This is a genomic window from Paenibacillus sp. JT31N17 (assembly GCF_056269255.1).
Map to the genome: position 1 here is coordinate 1532829 of NZ_JBWDNP010000001.1, position 23444 is coordinate 1556272.

Annotated in this window: 18 protein-coding genes; 1 reads left to right on the forward strand and 17 read right to left on the reverse strand. The window is 47.6% G+C overall.

Going from position 1 to position 23444, the window contains the following annotated elements; translation table 11 throughout:
* Window positions 1-87 precede the first annotated feature (87 nt).
* The 12 genes from AC0YOB_RS06415 to AC0YOB_RS06470 form a co-directional block, all read right to left on the reverse strand.
* Window positions 88-963, reverse strand: a complete 876-nt coding sequence (locus AC0YOB_RS06415) for a carbohydrate ABC transporter permease (RefSeq protein WP_475770676.1) — start codon at window positions 961-963, stop codon at window positions 88-90.
* A 22-nt stretch (window positions 964-985) separates the two neighbouring features.
* Complete coding sequence (locus tag AC0YOB_RS06420; protein ID WP_475792054.1) at window positions 986-1918, reverse strand: ABC transporter permease; 933 nt, start codon at window positions 1916-1918, stop codon at window positions 986-988.
* 228 nt (window positions 1919-2146) lie between these two features.
* Window positions 2147-4405, reverse strand: a complete 2259-nt coding sequence (locus AC0YOB_RS06425) for a helix-turn-helix domain-containing protein (RefSeq protein ID WP_475792055.1) — start codon at window positions 4403-4405, stop codon at window positions 2147-2149.
* Between the two features lie 596 nt (window positions 4406-5001).
* Window positions 5002-5934, reverse strand: coding sequence for an NAD-dependent epimerase/dehydratase family protein (locus AC0YOB_RS06430; protein ID WP_475792056.1), 933 nt, complete (start codon window positions 5932-5934; stop codon window positions 5002-5004).
* 29 nt (window positions 5935-5963) lie between these two features.
* A complete protein-coding gene (locus tag AC0YOB_RS06435) occupies window positions 5964-6839 on the reverse strand; it encodes a sugar phosphate isomerase/epimerase family protein (protein ID WP_475792057.1) in 876 nt (291 codons plus the stop codon).
* Complete coding sequence (locus tag AC0YOB_RS06440; RefSeq protein ID WP_475792058.1) at window positions 6832-7788, reverse strand: sugar phosphate isomerase/epimerase family protein; 957 nt, start codon at window positions 7786-7788, stop codon at window positions 6832-6834. The genes AC0YOB_RS06435 and AC0YOB_RS06440 overlap by 8 nt, the downstream gene beginning before the upstream one ends.
* Before the next feature lie 91 nt (window positions 7789-7879).
* Window positions 7880-9535, reverse strand: coding sequence for an extracellular solute-binding protein (locus AC0YOB_RS06445; protein ID WP_475792059.1), 1656 nt, complete (start codon window positions 9533-9535; stop codon window positions 7880-7882).
* Window positions 9536-9635: 100 nt separating this feature from the next.
* Window positions 9636-10532, reverse strand: coding sequence for a carbohydrate ABC transporter permease (locus tag AC0YOB_RS06450; RefSeq protein WP_475792060.1), 897 nt, complete (start codon window positions 10530-10532; stop codon window positions 9636-9638).
* 12 nt (window positions 10533-10544) lie between these two features.
* Window positions 10545-11516 carry an ABC transporter permease gene (locus AC0YOB_RS06455; RefSeq protein WP_475792061.1) on the reverse strand — a complete coding sequence of 324 codons (972 nt, stop codon included), beginning with the start codon at window positions 11514-11516 and terminating at the stop codon, window positions 10545-10547.
* 73 nt (window positions 11517-11589) lie between these two features.
* Window positions 11590-12903 (reverse strand): ABC transporter substrate-binding protein, encoded by a 1314-nt coding sequence (locus tag AC0YOB_RS06460; RefSeq protein WP_475792062.1) that lies wholly within the window; start codon window positions 12901-12903, stop codon window positions 11590-11592.
* Window positions 12904-12980: 77 nt separating this feature from the next.
* The gene (locus tag AC0YOB_RS06465) at window positions 12981-14774 is read right to left on the reverse strand and encodes a sensor histidine kinase (protein WP_475792063.1); all 1794 of its coding nucleotides are present in this window, start codon (window positions 14772-14774) and stop codon (window positions 12981-12983) included.
* Complete coding sequence (locus AC0YOB_RS06470) at window positions 14771-15592, reverse strand: response regulator transcription factor (protein WP_475792064.1); 822 nt, start codon at window positions 15590-15592, stop codon at window positions 14771-14773. The genes AC0YOB_RS06465 and AC0YOB_RS06470 overlap by 4 nt, the downstream gene beginning before the upstream one ends.
* A 571-nt stretch (window positions 15593-16163) precedes the next feature.
* On the opposite strand from AC0YOB_RS06470, the gene AC0YOB_RS06475 reads away from it, so the two are divergent.
* A complete protein-coding gene (locus AC0YOB_RS06475) occupies window positions 16164-16361 on the forward strand; it encodes a hypothetical protein (RefSeq protein ID WP_475792065.1) in 198 nt (65 codons plus the stop codon).
* 12 nt (window positions 16362-16373) lie between these two features.
* Here AC0YOB_RS06475 and AC0YOB_RS06480 read toward each other — a convergent pair whose 3' ends face one another.
* From AC0YOB_RS06480 to AC0YOB_RS06500, 5 genes are all read right to left on the reverse strand, one after another.
* Window positions 16374-18167 (reverse strand): sensor histidine kinase, encoded by a 1794-nt coding sequence (locus tag AC0YOB_RS06480; RefSeq protein WP_475792066.1) that lies wholly within the window; start codon window positions 18165-18167, stop codon window positions 16374-16376.
* 20 nt (window positions 18168-18187) lie between these two features.
* A complete protein-coding gene (locus tag AC0YOB_RS06485) occupies window positions 18188-19630 on the reverse strand; it encodes a response regulator (RefSeq protein ID WP_475792067.1) in 1443 nt (480 codons plus the stop codon).
* 119 nt (window positions 19631-19749) lie between these two features.
* Window positions 19750-21330, reverse strand: a complete 1581-nt coding sequence (locus AC0YOB_RS06490; RefSeq protein WP_475792068.1) for an extracellular solute-binding protein — start codon at window positions 21328-21330, stop codon at window positions 19750-19752.
* Between the two features lie 131 nt (window positions 21331-21461).
* Complete coding sequence (locus AC0YOB_RS06495) at window positions 21462-22358, reverse strand: carbohydrate ABC transporter permease (RefSeq protein WP_475792069.1); 897 nt, start codon at window positions 22356-22358, stop codon at window positions 21462-21464.
* Window positions 22352-23302 carry an ABC transporter permease gene (locus AC0YOB_RS06500; protein ID WP_475792070.1) on the reverse strand — a complete coding sequence of 317 codons (951 nt, stop codon included), beginning with the start codon at window positions 23300-23302 and terminating at the stop codon, window positions 22352-22354. The genes AC0YOB_RS06495 and AC0YOB_RS06500 overlap by 7 nt, the downstream gene beginning before the upstream one ends.
* Window positions 23303-23444: the final 142 nt, after the last annotated feature.

Here is a 23444-nt window from a genome sequence, read left to right on the forward strand (position 1 = left end):
AAGGATGTACTTGCCTGCTGAACAGTTTGTGCCTCCGTTCGGGCATCCCCGTTTTACATGACGATCACCTCCTTTGAACAGTTGGTCTTATCCTTTAATCGCGCCGAGCATAATGCCTTTGATGAAATATTTTTGAATAAACGGATAAACGATCAGCATCGGGGCAACCATGATCAAAACGGCGGCCGCTTTGATCGAGTCCGGCGTCATCGCCTTCATATCTTCCGGCTGCAGCATGTTCAACTCCTGCATCAACGATTGACTGCGAACCATTTGCTGCACCATGACTGTCAAATTCAATTTCAAGGTGTCGTTAATATAAATCAGGACGCTCATGAACGCATTCCAATAGCTAACTCCATAAAATAGAGTCAATGCGGCCAATACGGGAACCGATAACGGCAGGATCACTTTAAAGAGAAGCCACATTTCGTTGCAGCCGTCGATCCGGGCGGCCTCTTCCATCTCGACCGGGATGCTTTCAAAAAAGCTCTTCATCACAAGCATATTAAACCCGCTGATCAGGCCGGAAGCCCAGATCGCGCCGTAAGAATTGACCAGCCCCAGGCTTTTAATGACGAGAAAGGTGGGCACCAGGCCGCCGGTAAAAATCATCGTAAAGACGATCGCCAATGTGAAGAAACGCCGGTAATAAAAATTCGGCCGGGACAGCGGATAAGCAGCCATAATGGTAAATACCATGCTTAACAGGACGCCTACAACCGTAATGGTCACACTGTTCAGAAAAGCTTTTACAATGCTGGTTCCGTCAATCAAGGTGGCATAGCCCGCAGTCGTCCAGTCGATGGGCCAAAAGATGACATAACCTGACGCTATCGCCGTGGCGTCGCTGAAGGATAATGCGAACAAATGCAAAAACGGAAGGATGCAGCTTAATCCGGCGAGACCCAGCAGCGTATAATTAACGGCATAAAACCATTTTTCTCCTGCGCTTTCTCTCAATGTCTCTCACCTCCGATTGAATTTACCATAGTCCCCTGCCGAATTTTCTGGCTATTTGATTTGCCGTTAACACCATAATTAAGCTGATGACCGCCTCAAATAGTCCAATGGCCGTGGTCAGACTGAACTGCATGCCGAGTAGACCAATCTTATAAACATACGTGCTGATCACCTCTGAAATATTGGAGACGACTGGATTTTGCAGCACGAATATTTGGTCAAAACCGACCTCCATGATCTGTCCCATGGAAAGAATAAACATAAGCACAATCGTCGGGCCGATCCCCGGCAGCGTAATATGCCATATTTTTCTCAGTTTGCCCGCTCCATCCAGACTGGCCGATTCGTATAAGCTGGGATCGATCGTTGTAAGCGCCGCCATATAAATGATCGCCGTCCACCCTGCCGTTTTCCATATGCCGGAACCGACAAATATCGCGATCCACGGATATTCCTTGTAAAGAAACGGATAGGCGCTTCCGGTCCAATGATTGATCCAATAATTCACAATGCCGGATTCCTGCGAAAAAATGCTTAAGATCATCCCTCCAATCACGACCCATGAAATAAAATGCGGCAAAAATACCAGGGTTTGCACCGATTTCCGGAACCAAAGCCTGCGAGCCTCACTTAATAAAATCGCCAGTACAATCGGAAACGGAAAGCCGACGAATACACTTAAAACGCTCAGTATCAAGGTGTTGCGAATAATATCCAACGTTTGGACCGAGCTGAACAAGGTTTTAAAGTTGCTTAAGCCCACCCAGGGGCTCCCGAATATCCCGTCCACAAAGTTGTACTCCTTAAACGCGATGATCAATCCGACCATAGGCGTATATTTGAAAATAATGAAGTACAACGCAGGTGGTAGGAATAGAAGAAGCAGTGCCTGGTTTTGCCTCAATTTTTTGCGTCCCTGCATCCATGCGGATCTGGATTGCGTTTGAGTTGTCATATTCAACCTCCTTTCCCTTCAATTGTTACTCTCAGAGTAAATCCGGACGCTGTTCCGGTCAACATACATGATTCTCAACGTATACTATTGGTACAAATCCATATAAAAAGCCGCCCGTATATGGGCAGCCCGCTGCGCGAACAGATCCTCTTTCCAATCGCTGTTGTCAGAAAGCTAGGAGCTTCTCCAAGACGATTCTATTCGCTCTGCTCTTTATTCACCGGCCTTTCAATTAACCGTAACCTTGCGGTAATCGCCCGGCGTAAGCCCAACAATTTTTTTAAATACGCGAATGAAGGAAAGAGAATGCGTATAGCCTACCCTCGCTGCGATCTCGTGGATGGATTGAGTCGTTTCGCTTAACATTCGTTTCGCATGCTCCATGCGAATGGACACCAAATAATCGACGAATTTCACCCCAAATTCATCCTTGAACAATCTGCTGAGATACTTCGGGCTGATTCCGAACTCATCGCTCAAGCTGTTCAGCGAAATGTCCTGATTGGCAAAATGCCGCTCGATATACATCTTCACTTCCTGCATCTGGGAATGATTATGCTTCACCTCGCGCAGCACATTCATCCGCTTCCTAGCCTCCGCCAGGATGTCAAAAAACTCGTCCTCTACCTCATCAACCGTATCGAAGCGGTCGATCAGCTTATTCAGTTGCGGCAATGCCGTATGCTTCCATATATCTTGAAATTCAGCAGGCAGCTCCATCAGATCCTTGTACAAATAATAAATTAAATAGTTCAGTTGGGAGAGGATTTCGTCTCTTGAAAAAAAACCTTTCCTGAGCTCATCCATGAACTGCCGGAATTGAACCTCCCATTCCTGCTCACCCAGGCGGAGATGCTGCGACATGGAACGAATGAAATGTAAATGACGAAAGCTTTCCCCGTACTCCTTCGCCACAATTTCCCAATGCCCGATAATCCGGTTGCTGCCGAGTGCTGTCTTGTATTTGATGCTGTCCAGCGACTCCTGATACGAATGCGGAACCATCGATATTTGTTTAGTCGAGCTGCCGATTCCGATCGTTACTGTGAATTTCAGATTTTGCCCGACCCATGTCCGCATTTGCTCGCAGATGTCAAAAATGATTTCCTGTGTGTTCACATTTTTCTCGGTAATTTGAAACAGCACGCTAAGCTGATGCTTTTCCAGCCACTCGGACCAAATATTGATCGAGTGATCCTGGGCTATTTCCATGACGACATTGCCGAGTATAAATTTCAACAAAGAATGGTCTTTGTTCGAATACTTGTTTTTGAAAGCAAAATATTGATCAATTTCGATGACAACGACATTCAATTGCTCGAATTCATTGTTGAGTCCCAAGGTTCCCACTTCAAAGTCCCATTCGGCCACATTTATTTTTTGATGCTCGCTCATCAATTTGCGAAAAAAATGTATTTTCCGATAAATTAGATTTTCTTCATGCCGCTTTAAAAAGCTGGTGGACTGTTTGACGAGATCGTCAAACACCACTCCAATAAATCGGACATCGTTATTATCCGCCTTCGCCTCGGCCCCGACACTTCCAGGCGCCGAATACGAGCGGGCACGCGCCAGAATCGTTTCAATCGGCTTGTAGTTCCAGCGAATGACATAAAAAATCAGCAAACCTCCAAGCAGCGCAATAAACAGGCCACCGGCAATCCAGAAATACGATATCACCGATGATGCTACCCCATACGCATTGTCACCCATCAGTCCGCTGTGATAGGTCCAGTGGGTATAGTTCGATTTGGACCGCTGCAGCTCCGTTCCCGTCGTTTGCTCATGCTGATCGCCCTGCTCGTCCGGATTGCCCCACAGCAACCTGCCGGTTTGATCGAAAATATCGATAAACGTGACCTTTGATGTCGACATATTATCAATGTTGTTTTTGATCGAATCCGTCTTTACGTTGACGACCAGATAGCCCTGCTCCCCAGAAAGGAGCTTTCTTACCAAGGAAACGACCCGCACGGACTCCGGCTTGTTTGGAAACTCCCGGTAGCTCCTGATGCCAGACCATAAATACTGCTGGGGATCGCCCTTGAGTTGAAGAAGAAAGTCCCGGTCGGTAAAATTGTCGATCGATATCAATTGGTTGGTCGTTAAGATGGTCCGGTCCGTTTGACGGTAAAAATAGACGGAGTCGATTAACGGGTTGACCAGCATGAGTTCGCGCAAATCGCCCGATAACTTGTAATCGATGAGCGGAGAATTTTCAAGGGCGGATCCACTTGCGAAATTTTGCAAATTCATATTCATCAAAATTTCTTTGACCATCTGCTGATCGATATTTTCCAGTGCGTAATCGATCGATTGAATCGCGTGCTGGAGGTAGACGCTGTCCGCTTTCGTAACATCGCCCTTAATAATTTGACTGGTAGACAAAAAAATAAAAAAGATAAGCGTCGACGACATAATCATAAAAATGGGAATATAAGTAAATAATTGCCGATAAAACCAATTGTTTCGAATCATTGCAATCATAGTAGAAACTCCCCCAATCGATTATTCATTGAGTGCGCTTTCATCCTACAATTCGCGATATCATCGCTTTATACCTGCTGATTTTTCTTCCAATTCCCTAATTTTCCAGATCAGCTGGAGGCTTTGTTTTACAATGGGTTAAGGGATATGATCTTGTCTCCAGACAACAAAAAAGCCACGATCTACGTGACTTTTAATGTGTCACTTATGATAAATGACCATGTTCTCTTGTTCCTCAGGGATGACGCGAATATTCCGTTTCTTCAAAATTTATAAATTAATAAATAAGAACATTTGTTCTAGTTGATTATATGACGAGAATGCCAGTTCGTATACAGGTAAAAAATTTCTCGCGGTTCCGCACCGCTTCTGAGCGGCAAAAAAAAGTCCGTGCCAAGCCGCCATTCGGCAGCCCGGCATGGATTTTTCCTTTGAAGCTTATTCTGCGAAGTTTCTCAGCATCTGAGCGCTTATCTCGCTTAATCTGGAGATTTCCCCGACGGAGAGCGTCATGTCGACGGATTTTACGTTTTCACGGAAATACTTCTCATTCTGTGTGCCTCAAGAGCTACACTTTTACTTAATCATTCGACAATTCAAAAATCGTCCCGCGGACTCCTCCAGGAATATTGCGGCTCATAACCCAGCTTCTCGCGTAGTTTCCGGCACGTAATTAAGCCTTCCGTCCCTTCCAAATTGACGGCCATCTCTCTCAGATCGGGCCAGTGGCGTTCAGTGACCGTTCGTGTATCCTCCCTGTGTCTGCTATCCGTATGCAGATAGAAAACTTCAAATAAATCGAGATTCGTTGCTTCCAGAGCCATTGTGAACGCCTGAGCCGCATCGCGCGGATCGATATATTGATGCGTAGTGCCGATCGGACCGCCCACATGATTCGGACGAGCTTCAGGTGTTATATCGTATTGATACTTATGGCGCTGGGACGGGTAATCTACACCATTCAGGCGGAATGCCACGGTACGTATGCCGTAGGCCAATCCAAATGTCCTTAAAGTATCCTCATTGATCAGCTTGGACAGGCTGTAGGAATCCTCCGGCCGCAGCGGATGTTCTTCGTCAATGGGCAAATAGTCGACCTGAAAAGGCATGCTGCTGATTCGAAAACCAAGTCCCAGCACATAGTAGGTGGAGGCGGCTACGACAGTCTTCACATGGAATCTGCGTGCCGCATCCATGAGATAATAGGTACCCATCGTGTTGACCCGCATCGTCTCGTCTTCCGGCATTCGCTGTATTCGGGTGCGTCCGGGCTGCAGGGTCGTATCGTGGGTTATTGCTCCAAGATGTACAATTGAATCTGCATCCGACAGATGAATCGCGCGCATATTATCTTCGAGCGAGGTCAGGTTTCCTTTAATAAACCGGACGTCCTTCGGAAAGTTTTCCGGATCGGGAGAAACCACATCAAATGCCGTCACTTGATAATTTCGCTCCATCAAATAATCCATAGCATATCTGGCCAATCGTCCGGCCCCTCCGGTTACCAATACTTTTCGATTTGTCGTCATGATTACGTATCCTTTCTCCTTTCAAATCCTTACACGGTTCGAAAGTTGTTATATCCGAGCTCTTCCAAATAACGTTTGCTAATTTGAATTGCTTCAAGTTGCGGCAGCATCGGATTGCCCCTCCGGGTTGCGCTCCACTGATTGCCGTCCAGTTCGACCAAGGCATAATAGGCGTAATCGCGTTCTTCCAAATATCCGAATATGCCCCGGATATCGACAACCCCCATGCCAAGCGGCGTATACCCGAGAAATCCGGTTTTATCGATTTCCCGCCCCTGAGCATCCCGCTTAACCGGCCCTCCGATATAATCCTTAATGTGCACCATGCGGATCAGCTCATAGTACTCCTTGACAAATTTGATCGGATCGGAGCCTCCTTTGGCGATTTGACCGAGATCCGGCGCAAATTTGACAACACTCGAATCCACCGCGTCCATCACCCTGTGTATCTCCTCTTCCGTCTCAACGGGCGTTCCGGTATGCGGATGGAAGCAGCAAATCAACCCTTGATCCGATATCCGCTTCGCCAGCTCGTTTAAAGTCGTAATGATAGAAGGCAAATGTTCGGAGATGGCAAAGCCGCCGCGCTGCAGCCCCGTGCCGCCGATAACAACCGCAGGACCTTCAAATTTCTTGTACAGTTCGACCCAATCCATGACCTGCTGTATGCCGTCCTCACGTTTGCCCGGATCGACAAGATCCAAATGGCAGTACAAGGATGTCAATTGCAGCTTACTGCGTCTGAACACCTCCGGCAGATTTTGGCCTTTCTTCTCCCAATCCTCCAGCACCCATCCGAATGTTTCCGTTCCCCAGTAGCCGCACGATCCAATGGCATCAGCTGCCTGCTCTATCTCATCGTTATCCCAGGTAATGGCCGTGTGGCCGATCCGGATATTAATCATCCTGGCTCGCCTCCGCATCCTTCGCTTTCTTTTCAACTAAATCTTTCATATACCGGATACCTCGTTCAAAATAGTCGTACTCCTGCTCCAACCGGTCCCGGGCAGGGTCCCAGACCATCCAGCCCGGTTCGATCAACAAGTGCAAGCCTTCGGCGCGGGGACTTTTCCGGGCGAGAAGGTCGACGGCCAGTGATAAATCGACATGGCCGTCCCCAAGACCGCACCCCTGCGCAATCATCGGAATATATCCGCGTACCGGCATATCCACAATGACCATATCCTTCATATGGGTCGTAAACGTATAGGGCGCCAGCGCTTCAATGTCGTCATTCGGATCGCAAAACACCGTAAACCCGTTAGCCGTATCAAGCGCGGCGCCTACGTTCGGCAGATCCACCCTGTCGAACAGATAGACCATCTCGCGCCCGGTAAAATCGCAATGATTCTCCACGGCCAGTGCCAGGCCTTCGTTCGCAGCCATCTTCCCCGCCTCGCGCAAAGCGGGCACAAGGAAATCCAGATGATCGCGAATACCGAGGCTCCTGTTGAAGCGGCTCGTCTTGACATTCAGCCTGCCGTAACCGGTTCGCACGACCGGCATCTCGAGAAAGCTGGCCGTCTCGATTGCTTTCAGAAACCGCGACTTCGCCTCGACATCCTCAAAGAGTCCGCTTACGCCGAAGGCTCCGGGAGCTGCAAGCTCAAGTTCAATCCCCAGCTCGCTCGCCAGCGTCTTGATTTCGAGCAGCTTGTCACTGTCGTCCGGTAGATGTCCGAAACCGACCTGGTGCACCGTACACCCCATAGCGGCCAGCTGGCGGATTTGCCATTCCGTAATGTCATCCTTCCGCATTCCCTCTGGCGCCGGGTAAAAGCTGCCTTGAACGCCTATTTTCATCGAGCGGAGCTTCGCGCTCGCATAACGGTCCGTTTGCAGCAGATCAGTCATACCTTTCGCATCCCTTCCTATCCATTTATAATTTCGCTCCGGCAGGGTGAACCAACGCACCGCCATCCCAAAGCCATAGTGCTGATGACAATCATTCCCCTTTCCAATTCTTGTCGTATTCGGTTTGTTGAATGTGCAGATATTCGTCCAGTCCGATATTTTTCAGTTCAGCCAGGTACGTTTCCCAATCTTTGTCGATATCGCGGTTGCCGACAATAAAATCAGCCGTAGCCGCTTCATAGTACTTTTTCAAGTCCTGGTAAAGCTGATTGTACTTTTGAGCGGTATCGGGATTAAAGAAGAACTTCGGTACAGAAACTTTTTCTGCATACGGGTCATAGGCTTTCGCTGCGTCAAACAGCGACGTCTCCAGATCGAATTGGCCTTCCGGCAGCTTCGAGCGCGCATCTGAACCCCAGCGCTGCCAGATGCTGTTGGCACCGTGCCAGTGCGCTTTTTGCGGGTCCTGCCAGATGTCCTTGCCGATAATCTCGAATTGCGCTTCACCGCCGTTCGCCGCAACCGTGCCCGACTTCGGCTTATCCCAATTGACGCCTGGTGTGCCGTACCGGCCTCTGGCGCTCGCATCCGCCGTATACTGGAAATCAATCCATTTAATCGCCGCTACCTTATCTTTCGCCGAGGCAGGAATCATAAACTTGTATGAACCGATCGTGCCGTAATCATTGCGGTATGCGTTCTGGAAGCCGCTTGGCCCTTTGAGCGGCAGTACGATTTGATAGCGCAATCTCGTCGAGTCGTTCGCCGCGAACACGTGCTGCCCGCCCCCGGCTACTGCGCCGACTGTCTCTCCGCCGTTCAATTCCACGGTTTGCTTCATTTGATTTTCGTCATTGGTAAAGGCCGCAGGATCAATAAGTCCTTCCGTATAGATCTTGTTCAGATATCGGAGGCCTTCCCTCCACTCCGGCGTCACGTAAGCGGCCACGATTTTTTCGTTCGTGACGTTAAGGCCATCGCTGTCAAAATAGGTAAACGCATGCAGGATGAACTGATGGATACTGGAATACCAGCTCTTCGGTGACCCGGTGATGCCGATTTCATCCGCTTTCCCGTTGCCGTTCGGGTCCTTCTCCTTGACCGCCTTAAGGTACTGTTCCAGCCCGTCGGTCGTCGTAGGCATCTGCATATTCAGCTTCTTCAGGAAATCCGAGTTGATCCAGAAGCGCATCGCCCGGTCGCAGTTGTAGCAAGTCCCGAGTTCCCGAAGTCCGTAGATATGTCCGTCCGGCGCGGTTACCGATTTTTTCAAATCCGGATACTGCTCGAATTGCTCTTTGATGTTAGGGGCGTACTGATCAATCAATTCCTCGATCGGAAGGAGAGCACCTTGCGAGCCGTATGTCGCCAAAAAAGAATTGTCGGCGCCAAAGTCCCCCATGATTATGTCGCCCAGATCGCCCCCGGAAGAAAGCTCGAGATTCAGCTTTTGAATCTTGTCGGCATCCGGATACAGGTTCCATTTAATTTGGACCTGCGTCTGATCCTGTTCCCACGTGGTCAGGTCGTTCTCACCGTACTCGTACGATAATGTGTTAGGCCAGCGTGGCGTAGTAACCGTAAGACTCGTCGACTTGTTGGAGCCGCTGTCCTCGGCATTGCTCTCATTGGCGCCGCTGTTATTGCCGGATTGCGGAGACGATCCTGATCCCGCATCTGAGCAAGCGCTTATAAACGTTAAGACTGCAAGCAGCAAAACCAGTAAACCGGTGACCCTTTTGCTCACGTTCATTCTCCCTTCAACATGCTTTTATTTTTAATATTATCAACTCGGTCCTGTCCTCAAGGATCGAAAATCCTGCTGGCATACAGGAGGAACGAATCAATTAGCCTTTGATCGACCCGATCATCACGCCCTTTACGAAATGCTTTTGAATGAAGGGATAGACGAGCCATACCGGCAGACTGGCGACAATAATAATGGAGAATTTCACCAGATCGGCTAAGCCTTGCTTCCGCATCATCGATTCGGGGTCTGTAATCGTGGTCGGATCGATATCGTTCTGAACCAGAATATCTCGCAGAACGATTTGCAGCGGAAACAGATGATCGCTCTTTAAATAAATGAAGGCATTGAAATACGAATTCCAGTGAAAAACTCCGTAAAACAGCACCAGCACCGCAGTCATCGCCTTGGAGAGCGGCATCACGATATTCCAGATAAACTTCACATGCGAGCAGCCGTCGATTGCCGCCGCTTCGTACAGCTCGGAGCTGATTGTTGCCGTATAGAACGTCCTGGCGATAATTACGTTGAATACGCTTAGCGCGGTCGGCAGCAGCATGGCCCACCTCGTGTCGATTATGTGCAGGTTCTTGATCAGCAGATAGTTCGGAATTAAGCCGCCGTTAAACAGCATCGTGAAAGCAAAGATATACATGATGACATTACGCCCAACCATGGTCTTCCTGGACAGCGGGTAGGCGGCCATGATAGTGAGCGTGATGTTGATAAGCGTACCGGCGACCGTGTAAAACACCGTATTTCCATAGCCAAGAACGATTCTCGGATCCCGGAAGACTGCCGCATAACCTTCCAGCGAGAAATCGACCGGCCACAGAAAGACTTTACCGGTAATGACAGCTTCCCTGCCGCTGAATGAAGCGCTGAATATATAAATAAGCGGATACAGGACGATTAACAGAGCAAAAAGCAGCAGCAAATCATTGAAGAAATAAAAGAGTTTGTCTGATCTGATCAGCGCCGGTTTCGATTCCTTCATCGCTTGTCCTCCTTACCACAGACTGGTTTCGCCAACTTTTTTGGCAATCTGGTTTACCGTCATAATCAAGACTAAATTGACGAAGGAATTAAAGAAGCCGATCGCCGTAGCGTAAGAATAATTCGGAGCCGAAGAAGCAAGGCTGACAGAGTACACATAGGTTGAGATGACTTCGGAGGAAGCCAGGTTTAAAGGATTTTGCATCAAATAAATTTTCTCAAATCCGATGCCCATCATCTGTCCCATATGCAGGATCAGCAGCGTAACTATTGTCGGCGCAATCCCGGGCAAGTCCACGTGCCAGATACGCTGCAGCCGGCTAGCTCCGTCGATGGTGGCCGCCTCGTGGATTTCCGGGCTGATGCCGGAGAGCGCTGCCAAATAAATAATCGTTCCCCAGCCAGCATTCTGCCATATGCCGGACCATACATAGATGGACTTGAACATGGAAGGCTCGCCCATGAAATTGATCGGTTCAACCCCAAAGTGACCGAACGCAATATTGACGATGCCAATTCGGGGGTTCAGAAACTGCAGAATAATGCCGACCATGACGACTGTTGATATAAAATAAGGCATATACGTAATGAACTGGACTGTCATTTTGAATTTCTTCCGCATGGTGGCATTCAGGGCGAGCGCCAATATTATCGGGAGCGGAAAGCCCGCAATCAGCTCGTACAAGCTGAGCAGCAGCGTGTTTCCGACGGTCCGAACGAACTGGTACGATTCGAAAAACCGGGTAAAATGCTTGAGACCTACCCAGGGGCTGCCCCAGATTCCCTCCATAATGCGAAAATCCTTGAACCCCAGCTGCAAGCCGTACATGGGACCGTACTGAAAAATAATCAGCCATGCAAACGGCAGAAAGATGATCAAATAGAGCTGGTAATCGAGTTTAATCTGCTTCCAGCGTCTCCTGTGGCTGATAGCCGCCGGACGGTCGGAATACTGTAAGTCTACGGGAGCTACCTTTGACGGCATATTTCCCCTCCTAAGCGTTATTGAAAAACCGCCATTTCATAGGCATAGACCTCTGCATTTTCAACGAAAACGGCTAATTGTCCCGATTAAGACGAGTGAACGTCTCTAAGCTTGCGAACGCTTCCTCCGGCGATTTTCCAGCCAGAATCTGTTGTATCGTCTTGTTGTACTCGCCTCCGATCACGAGTCCCAATCCGACATCGTAAAAGATGAACATCTTTTTCATGGTATTCATCTCTTTCTGCAGCTCTTTCGTCAGGGATGGTGTCCGGTCGGAATCAAGCCCTTGCTTGATGACCGGGATATCTCCTTCTTCTGCGATCATCTGCTGATATTTTTCACTGGTAAACGTTTTGAGCAACTCGATTGCCGATTTTTTATCCTTGGCTTCGGCACTGATGGCAAAATTGACAGACGTTTGCCCGAGCCAGATGTCGGCATCTCCCTTTCCATTTGCAAAGGTCGGGAACTTGACAACACCGATTGAATGCTTCACCTCGGAGTCTTCCGCAATCATTTGGCTGATTACCCAACTACCCGTAACAAGCATGGCCGCCTGACCTTGCCTGAACATGAGATTCACGGCGTCGTTGTCCAGCTCCAGAAATTCTTTCGGAAAAGCTCCCCTATCGCGCAATTCCTGCATAACGTATCCCGTCTTGATAAACGAAGGGTGGACCCAACTCCCCTCTCCGTTCTTCAATGCGTTGTACGGTTCATCGCCTCCAATCCGGTTCTCGACCATCTCGCTGAACAGAGCTGCAGTCCATGGCGTCTTCGCGCCAAAAGCGAAAGGCGTAACATGGTGTACTGACAGCACGCGAACGATATGCAATAAATCATCGTAGGTACGCGGCGGGCTCAGGTTGTACCGCTTGAATATTTCCGTGTTGTAGAATAACGCAACAGCGGCAAAGGAAGTAGGAATGGCATAAATCTGTTCCCGGTAGGACAACAGGTCGAATACGCCGGGCGTAAAGCTCTCTTTCCATTCGGGGTCCTCCGCAAGCGCATTGTTGAGCGGAAGGAGCCGCTCGGCAGCCGCATACATCTGCAGTATGCCGTCAGCGTGACTCATAAAAATATCGGGCCCATCGTTCGCAGCAAGCTTTGCCTTCAGCTTCGTATAGTACGGAGTACCTGGAATATGGCGAATCGTCACGGACGCGTTCAAGTCCGGCCGTGCATTGAATTCGCTTACCGCTTTGCTGTACAGGTTTGTCGTCGTTTGACCTTCCTGAAGCCAGTCATACAAGCTCATCTTTACCTTTTCCTCTTCTGAATGAATGCCGTCGGATTCGCTTGCGGACCGAGAAAGCGGATTCATACATGCGGATAATAAAATGAACGGTACAAGCATCAGGACCAGCGCTAACAATCGAATCATTCCGAGTCTCATCATTGTCCTCCTTACATGTATGGTAATTGTAAATCAATCTGGGAACCATGCGGCATTTCTGACCATTAGGTTGAAGATTCCGACCGATTTTCTTCGCGGGCAGCCCTGCTCGGCAGCTTCAATTGAACGAAAGTTCCCATGCCGGAGGCGCTTTGGATGGATAGACCATAGGTCTTCCCGTAATGGAACTGAATGCGCTGATGAACATTGAGCAGTCCGATTCCCGAATGGACATCCTCGGGGTTTTTGGCCAATGCCCTCTGAATTTCCAATAATCGGGACGATTCCACACCCAGTCCGTCATCGGTTACCGTAAGCATGAGATCATCTCCCGAAAAAAAGCTGCGGACTTTGACCGAGCCATTGCCCAGCTTCAACTCCAATCCGTGTATGAATGCATTTTCAATCAGAGGCTGCAGAATGAAACGGGGAACGACAACACCAAGCGTGCCCGGTTCCATCTCGATGTTAATGTTGAATTTATCGGCATAACGGTATTTCTGAATATAAACATACTTGTTTACATTTTTGATTTCCTGATCAAGCGTCACCATATCTTTCCCCTTAATCGCCTCACGCATCAAGTCGCCCAGAGCCTTGGTGAGCTTGCCGACATCAGGAATACCCTGTATGCGCGCCAGCCAATTGATCGTTTCGAGCGTATTGAACAGAAAATGAGGATTGATTTGCAGCATGAGAACCTTTAATTGGGAACGCTGCTTTAACAAATCTTCCTGGTAAACCTGTTTGATGAGGTAGTTTATTCGAGCAATCATCCGGTTAAAGTTTCGGCTTAAGATGCCGATTTCATTGCGGGAATTGTATTGAAAGCTGACATCGAGCCGGCCTAATTCAATGTGCTTCATCGTATCCGACAGCTGCCGGATCGGTTTGGTCATGCTGTTCGATGTACAATAGGCGAGAATGGCCGCCAGTACGAATACGGACAGAAAAATAACGATCATCCAATTTTTTAACGTGATTGACTGGATGGAGTAAGTTTCGGCGGGAATGACGCTGACCAGTTTCCAGCCCATATCTTTAATCTGTTGATAGACGACGATCTGCCTGCGGCCGTCGACCGCCTCGCTAAAGCTGCCTTGACTCCCCCCGTCGACAATACGGTTAATATGCGACACGCTTGGCCGAATGCCCGTATTCGGCTTATCACCTTGAGAGATGATTCGTCCGGTTCCATCCAAAATGAACAGATCGCCGTTAATGTGCCTGTAATACTCGTACAGGGCAATTCTCTTATAATCGAGGAGAAAATATCCAATCTTCTTCAAGTTGTCGACATCGTATATCGAGCTTCCGCCTTCAATTAGCAGCGGTTCTTGTTCCAGATTAAGCCAAATCAGATTGCCCTTGTTGTTCATAATCCGATCCCAATCCTTCATAGTGAGACGGACTGAAAAAGGCTTGTCCCCCGTTTGAAACACATTTCCGTTCAGGGAGAAAATATGCACAGCCTCGATGTCTTCGCGATCAATAATTGTCGCATATAAAATTTGACTCACCTGATTGGAAAGCGTCAAATAATCGACCGTTGACAATTGACCCGAATTTGCTTGCTCCAGCACCTGGCGTATTTCCGGATTCGTAAAGATGGCGTAATACAGCCGGTCGATCTCCCGCAAATTCAGCTCGATGTTTTTGCTGATTTCACTCAGCAGATCAACCGTGTATTCGTTTGTCTTTTTCTGAATAAGCGAGTTGGATTTTTGGTAGGTAAGCGCGCCAATGATGGCAAGAGGAATGAAATTAAGAAGCAGAAAGGCGATGAAAAGCTTGTTGTGGATGCTCAAATCGGTGCTCATTTTCTTTAGCCTTGCCGACAGGACGGTACCACGCATCATGATTCCTCCATTTCAGTCTGGCCGGCCGACAGCCGTTTGCGGAATTCATTTGGCGTTACGCCATAACGCTTCTTGAACATTTGACCAAAATATCTTGAGTCGTGGAAACCGACTCGTTCCGCAATTTCATATACTCGGGTTGATGAATCTGCGAGCAAGTCGACCGCCTTCTGCATGCGGATTCGAGCCAGCACGTTTACGAAGTTTTCGCCTGTTTCCTTTTTAAACAAACGAGTCAAATAATCGGGGTGGAAGTGATAGCGCCGGGAAAATAGCTGGAGGGTAAGATCTTCCATATAACAGGTTTCCAGCTCATGCAGGATGTTCCTGATGACATGGTTGGCACTCGCCGAAGCGCTATTCTCCGTCAACCTGCCTTCCAGCATAAATTGATATTCCTTCAACCGGTCTCGCATATACTCGCTGTCTTTTTTCTGTTTCCGTTCGCTCTCGATATGTTGCTTGGCTTTCCGGCATACGTTCATAATCTCATCGGGGTCGGTCGGCTTCAAGACGAAACCGGAAGCCCCCAGTTGAATTGCCTTTAAAGCGTAATCGAGCTGATGATACGCCGTAATAAAAATGACCTTCAGCTGCGGAAAATCCTGCCTTGTCCTTTCAATTAATTCAAGTCCGTCCATTCCGGGCATTCGGATATCCGTCAGTAAAATATCTGATTTCTTGGCGCGAATGAACTCGAGCGCCTTAAGCCCGTTATCGGCTACACCCGCCAAAACGAATCCTTCCTCCTCCCAGGGGAGAATCATTAACCCTTTTCTAGTGATCGGTTCGTCATCCGCAATAATAATGCTTACCATACCATCGCCTCCTTATCGCAAGAAAAAATCGGGAATAAACCTGGCAGTCTACCAAAGTAAGCGCTTTCACTACATGGAGGTTTATTTACAAAAATTTCTACTGCGTACCCTCATAGTACTTCGGAGCTCAATATGTATTCAACCCGGAGCGAACTTATTTATTGCTGCCACCGCCGCATCTAGTGTCGAGTCGGCATAAAATCTAGCCGGAATATGTTCCGGCTAGGGTCACATCTCTCACAAAAGGGATAATATGGCGCTGGACTGGCCCGTGACGTATCGTTTCGCGAACTTAATGATTTTAACCGAAATACTCTACCGAATCAGGACAAGGGTCGTGGTTTGATCCCGTATATTCCTTTCCTTTCACAAAAAGACGCTCGTTTGCGAGCGTCTCGGTAATACGAATGCGAGTTACATTCCAGATAGGAACCAGCGATCTGTGAGAACTGGTTCTGCTATAGCAGCCATCTGATTAATATTGATGCCAATACGTTCGCTAATATTTTTTCTTTTTTTAGGTAGGAAAATCCTTTATATTAACGAATGTTGTCAAGTGGAGGTGTGAGTTATGTTTAGCAATGGTACCCAACTAAATCCCGAATCCGAGCTCAAGCGTGCCAAGCTGGCTCAGGTGCCCGTTCTCGTCAAATACAAGGACGGCGAAATCACTGAATACGGCGGTCCGATCGAGGAAATCACTGCTGAGGCTGTCAAAATCAACGGCACGTATTATACGAAAGCCGCATGCCTTTTCTACATACGGTAGGCGTTGGTGGTGTTACAGCTTCGGAATCTTCACGGTCACTGTCGTCCCGTGGCCGATCCGGCTTTCTATGGTGATCCCATAACCCTCTCCGAACAGCAGCCGCAGCCTGTTATGGATATTGGTTAGTCCGATGCTTTTCTCCGATTGGCCGTCTTGCGCACGTTTTGGATACTCCATGTCCAGCTTAGCCTGGAGGGCGGCCAGCTCCTCCGGCTCCATTCCCTTCCCGGTATCCATAATACAGAAGCACACATCCCCATTAGCATCCATGCTCCCGGTAATTTGGAGCCGTCCTCCTTGGTCCATCCGCTCCAGCCCGTGGTAGACGGAATTCTCCACAATGGGCTGGAGAATCATCTTGGGGGTTTTCATCTCCAACAGCCCCTCTTCGACATCAATGTTCATGGAGAATTTATTTTCGTACCGAATGGAGATAATCTTCATATAAGCCTGAATACAGTCCAGTTCTTCCCTGATCTGTACAAGTTCATCTTTTTTTATGCTGTAACGGAAAATTTTAGACATGCATGACGTAATTTGCGCTATCTCTCTGACTCCGTATTCCAATCCGATGCTGCTGATACAATTCAGCGTATTATAGAGGAAATGGGGGTTGATCTGGCTCTGCAGGGCAGAAAACTCCGCCTGCTTCTGGCTCAGCTCGGATTCGTATAATCTGGCCTGGGTATTGAACATATCCCTTGCCATTTCCTCCATTTCATCCATCATCCGGTTGATGTCACGGGCCAGCGAGCCTACCTCATTGGTAGACCGGACTTTAATACGGAAGCCCATGTCCCGCCTCCCCACCTTCTTCATATCCATAACAAGTCCCATTACCGGACCCATCAGATTATTCATAAAAAAAATGCCCATCATGATCATGCTTAGAATAATCCCAATCCCCACGATAATGCTGACCTTCCGCATGGAGTTCATGTCCGCAGTCAGTTCATTCACCGGAATCATACTAACAACCCGCCACCCGCCCGCCTGCTCCAAACCCTTGACCTGGACAAGAATATCTTCCCCGTCAATGGTTGTTTTCACGCCGTTAAGCAGGGTGTCCTTATCCATAGACAGAACATCCCTGAACAATGTGCCTCGGGCATTGGAATTCGTAGACGCAATGATCTCATCCCGGCTATTTAGAATGTACAGGGTGGAGTTGGGCGTTAATTCCGTATTTTCCACAAGCCCCTGCAGCTTTTCCATATTGACCATCACTGTGCAGTAACCGGTAATTTGGGAGAAATGGATTCCCCCAAGGGATTCCACAATCGGCGCTATATAAAAAAAATGTTCCGTTTTTGCTCTGTCGTCATTTAAAATGGTGGTGAACTTCCCCTTATCCCGTAGCGAAGGATCATCCTTATACGTCCTGATAAAGGCTTCATAACGATCGAGAAAAAAAATATCGCCGCTTGCTGACGTCAGACTCTTTCCCCGAATGTCATTGATCACAATTCCGTCCACATACGAATTAAAGGATCTCATATATTCCATGAGATCCAGTGCATAATTACCGCTATCAAACGCCCTTTTGTAATCATCATCCACTACGGCGAATTCCTGAATCAGTTTGCTATTGACCGCAATGCCGGTGCTGACCCTGATATCATTAAACACAGAATCAATCTTGCCGCGTGTTTGCTCAATCATCTGGTTACCGAAATTGGCTGCCCTATGCTGGGTTAAATTAGAGAAACTATAAAAAAAATAAATTTCCATGACTGTGAAAATAATGATAGCGAAAAAAAAGATCAGCCATATCTGATGTTTCAATTTCAGTTTGCTAGCCTTCATGGCCTGCCGCTCCGTTCCTATCAACTTTTTCTGAATTTGGTAGGCGTTATCCCGCAATGCTTCTTGAATACTTTATTGAAATAATAATATTCCACATACCCGGTCTTAACGGCAATGTCCTCAATGGACAGATCAGTGTGCTTCAGGAGCTCACGGGCTTTCTTGATCCTGAGCTCCGACACATATTCGGAGAAGGTTTTACCCAGATTTTTTTTGAATAATTGACAGCAATACACCTGATTAATGAAGAATTGGGCGGACAAATCCTTCAAATACAATTTCTGTTCATAGTGACCGTCGATATAGGCTACCATCCGGTTAAAGCAGGACAAGATGTCCCCTTCATGTAAAGGGCGGCTGTTCCCTTGCCTGATGGATTCGAGGACGTCATGCAAATAACTGCACAGAGACTCAAAATGTTCAAATCGTTCCTTGATTTCGGAATAATTCAGGAATTCCAGTTCCATATCCTTCAATTCCTCTGAATATGCGTTTACAAGTATCCCGACTGCCTGATTCCATAAGTAGACAACCTCAGACATGCCCAGGCGATGATTCCTGAAGTATTCCTGCAGCCCATTTATGTACACATCCATGTCGTCAAGTTGATTCCCCTGAATGATACGACAGATCTCATCGATACATGGTTTCACCAGATAAAGCTTCGGCTCGTAATGAACGGTGCCTGCAGCTTCGTCCAGAAAAATCTGAGAGGCTGAAAGGTCAGCCTCTTTAATCAGCTTGCTCATATGTGCAAGCTGGCTGGAGATGCTGCTGATGCCTACAGCATGAATGCCAGTATTATTCACAACCAATTCGTTCCAATGTCCTTCCAACCAAGTTTTATGCTCCGTCATCAGAACAACCAACCTTTTTCTGGTTCCTGCTTCAACTTCCACAGCATTAACAGGCTTTCCTTCCAAAGACAGCAGCTTTCTGAAATTCTTGTTTTCGCCTTCGAAATGGATCGCAAGCACCTGGTAATAGCATACAGCCGCGCTATCGGAAAGCGGAAGGAAACGCTTTATCCCATCCTGATCCGACGAGGTAAGCGCATCCAGAAGGAGGTGATTGCGTGCTGCGCTTCTCTCGGAGAAATGCATGGCCAGCTTCGCAATGAACGAATCGGCCATATCAACATCCAAGGGCTTCAGGAAATAATTCAACGCGCCGTAGCGCAGTGCTTCCTGAGCATATTCAAATTCTGCATATCCGCTTATGACGACAAACTCAATGTCCAAACCATGTGCCTTGGCCCTCTTCATTAGATCCAGTCCGGAAATGTCCGGCATACGGATATCAGTAAATACCAAATCCGGTTTATCCGCTTTTATGGCATCCCACGCTTTGTAAGCGCTTGTAAATTGTCCTGTAATTTCAAAGCCATATTTATCCCAGTCAAAGGCGTTGCGGATTCCTTTAACCGCCCACGACTCATCATCTACAATCATGACCTTGTACATGGGTCTCCTCCTGAACATATGAATTTCTCCGAATAATATCAAAGCTATCCGGGAATAGCAATCAAAATACGGATAAACCACGCTGCAGTGCAATCGATGGCTTATCCGTGTACTATGAATTACTTGCTGCTCGCTTTGATTTCTCTGTAGTGCTTCACATTTTCATCCTGAACAGCCTTACCGCCGGCATCCATATATTCTTTCACCAGCTTGTCATACAAGGAATCGAACTCTGCCGGCTTAGCAACAATCAGCCTGTCAATCATTTGCTTATTCATATCACCCAACGTTTTGCCGTACTTGATATTAGCTTCGTTCGTGACGCCATAGTAGAAGCCGGTATAGCCGTCTGTCGTATTGATCTTGTATGAATCAACAGCCAATTGCTCATAGCTTTGATCCCCGGTTGCTAAAGCTGATGCATACGTTTTGACATTCTTTTCGGTGTCGCCCAGCTCTGCGCCGTTTACAACAAGAGTATAATCCAGATTCAGATTGCTCATCTGCATATTTTCGCCGGTTTGCGCAATCCCTTGTGGGATATCGTTAACCATCTTGTGGTTGACACCTTCTTCGCCGAACTGCAGGAAGAACAGCACATCCGGGTCAGCCATCCAGTTCAGATACTTCATGGCCAGCTCCGCATTTTTGCTGCTTTTCGGGATGAAGGAGAAAAGCCCGTTCTCATTGTACATCTCTTTCAGGTATTTCCCCTCTTGGTTCTTGAAGGTATCTATAGGAACAAAGTTGGCATCCGGTGCATTTTGCTTCAGCGGATCACGAATTTTTTGCACCAGTGGATAATCCCAGTTGGCAGCATAGAAGCCGACCTTGCCGTTAGTTAAATCGGCATCCGCTTGCTTGGCTGTTTTGTCCAGAGCAAAGTCGGGACTGATCAGCTTTTCAGCATACAGCTTGTTCAGCCATTTGAATGCATCCTTATGGCCGGGCTTCAGCCAGTTGGGAGCAGTAACGAATTCCTCCTCCGACATCGGCCCCCAGAAGGATTGAACCAGGTTGCCGAAGGTGTAGTTCATGCCGGCAGAAGCTGTTGCCCAGGGAATGACACCGTTCACATCACCGGGGTTCTTGTCGCGGAAGGCAACCAGCGTTGCATACAATTCATCCTTGTTCGTCGGAACAGGCATTCCCAGCTTATCCAGCCAATCCTTGCGGATAAACATGCCGTTCCAGGCAAGCAGAGTCCGTTTGGCCGGGATGGAGACTTGTTTGCCCTCATATTTCCCGTAGGAAAGGACGGTGTCGCCTAGATAAGACTTCAATTGCTGGCCATCCTTCTCCAACAATTCGTCCAGTGTATAGAGACCTTTGTTTTTGGCAAAGCGGGTTACAGTGGTCCCATCGTAGGTGAAGGAAATATCAGGAGCTTCGTTGGCAGCCATCAACACATTTAGCTTGTCGACTTCCTGGGAACGGGGTACAGAAACAAATTTTACAATAGCGTTATTGGGCTTGCCGAATTTTTCATTGACATATTTGGTCCACGTGTTGTTGTTCAAGTCCGGCTGTCCCTGAATACCTCTGTCAAACACTTCCACAGTCAAGGTTACAGCAGGACCGGAAGTTGCTCCTGATTCAGCGGTTGACGCTGCCGGTGAATTGTTGTCGTCATTTCCACAGCCTGCCACAACACTGGCCAGAAGCGCTGTACTAAACAGAATTGCTGCTTTCTTCTTCATGCCCGTATACACTTTAAACCACCCTTTCAGTTGTATGTAATGAAATCATCACTGCTTTAAATCCCTTGCATCTTGACATCCACAATCCACCACCCTGGGAATCACCCCCCTCATCGTGATCTATTTCCCCATCAGCCCTTGATAGCTCCCGTCATCACGCCATCTACGAAATACTTCTGCAGTTTGGGATAGATCAACAAAATCGGGATGGTTGTAAACATAACGCTAGCCGCTTTCAGAGACTCAGGTACAATGTAGGCGCCGGCACTTCCTTCTCCTCCTTGTTGGCTATCCAGCTGCTGATTGGCCGAAATGATCTGGTAAAGCTTCATCTGCATAGGATACAGATTTTTATCCGTGATGTAGAACAACGCATCCTGGAATCCGTTCCATCTGTCCACCGCATAGAAGAGGCTTAATGTGGCGATCGAAGGCAACGAGAGGGGAAGCACAATCTTGATGAGAATGCCTAGATCCGAACACCCGTCAATAGCAGCCGATTCCTCCAGACTCTCCGGAAGATTAGTGAAGAAGGTCTTCAGGATAATCAGGTTAAACACGCTCATGGCGCCCGGTAAAACCAAACTCCACACCGTATTCATCATACCTAGGTTTTTAACCAGCATGTAGGAGGGAATCAAACCGCCGCTGAAATACATGGTGAAGACCAACGCTGACAAAATAAAGCTTCTTCCCATCAGCCGCTTCTTCGTTAACGGATACGCTGCGCAAACGGTAAGGAACATACACACCACGGTGTAGAAAATCGTAAGCACAATACTGTATCCAAGCGTATAGAGCATCTCCACATCGCTTAAGATGGTTTTGTATGTTTCTACGGTGAAACCAACCGGCCATAGCCCTACTTTTTGGGAAATGATCGCTTCGTTGGAGCTTAAAGAAAGCGCAATCATATACAGGAACGGAACAATACATGTGAAGGACAATGCCACAATAAATGCGATAATCACGATATCTGCTGCACTCATTTTTTTCTTTTTGCCCATACTGCGTGCCATACTCACCATATCCCATCCTCACCCAATTTTTTCGCGATATAGTTAGCAGCAACCAGCAGGATCAAGCCAACTACGGATTGGAACAATCCTACCGCTGTTGCCTGGGAGAAATCCCCCGAACTAATCCCAACTCTGTATACGAAAGTACTGATAACATCGGAGTATTCGCTAACCAGTGAATTCCCCATAACAAAGGGACGATCGAACCCGATAGTCACCATTCTACCAATTTGGAGAATCAGCAAAATATTGATAGTTGCCTTAATGCCGGGCAGTGTAATATGCCATATTTTGCGAAGCCTTGAACAGCCATCAATATCGGAGGCTTCATATAATTCCTTATTGATTCCAGTCATTGCCGCCAGATAGATGATAGTTCCCCATCCGATATTGTGCCATACGCCAACGGAGATATAAGTGATCAACCAAGGTGTTTTCTGCGACAGAAACTGAAGCTTCTCAAATCCGAGGCTCGACAGGAAAGTGTTGACCATGCCGCTGTTAGAGAACATCAGATAGACCATACCGCCTATAATAACCCAGGACAAAAAGTGAGGCAGATACAACACGGTCTGTGTTAGTTTCTTGAATTTTGCCAGTCTCACTTCATTGAGCAATATCGCCAGCACAATGGGCGCAGGGAATCCCGCGATCAAGTCCAGAACATTCAGGGCCAGCGTATTCTTGAGCGCACGGTAGAAGCTGTCCTGCTGGAAAATAAATTGGAACACATCCAGTCCTACCCATTCACTCCCCTTAATTCCTGCAAAAATGTTGTAATCCTGGAATGCCATAATCACGCCATAGATGGGGGCATACTTGAAGATTAGGATATACGCAAAGGGCAGCAGCAAGAGAGCGTATAACAGTGCGTCTCTTTTGATGTTGTGCAGAAAATTGTTTTTCCTCTTTATCGAAGCGTACTCTCGAGATTTGTCTAAAACCGCTTTCATTTCTCTCATCCCTCCGGTTGTATTAAGGCGCTCTCATGTTTCATTATATCTATCGGAGAGATTTAAAAAATGTACTCATTTAAATGAATTTTGTAATAACTTAAAATGGCGGGAGAAATTTTCCATATTCTGCATGACAACC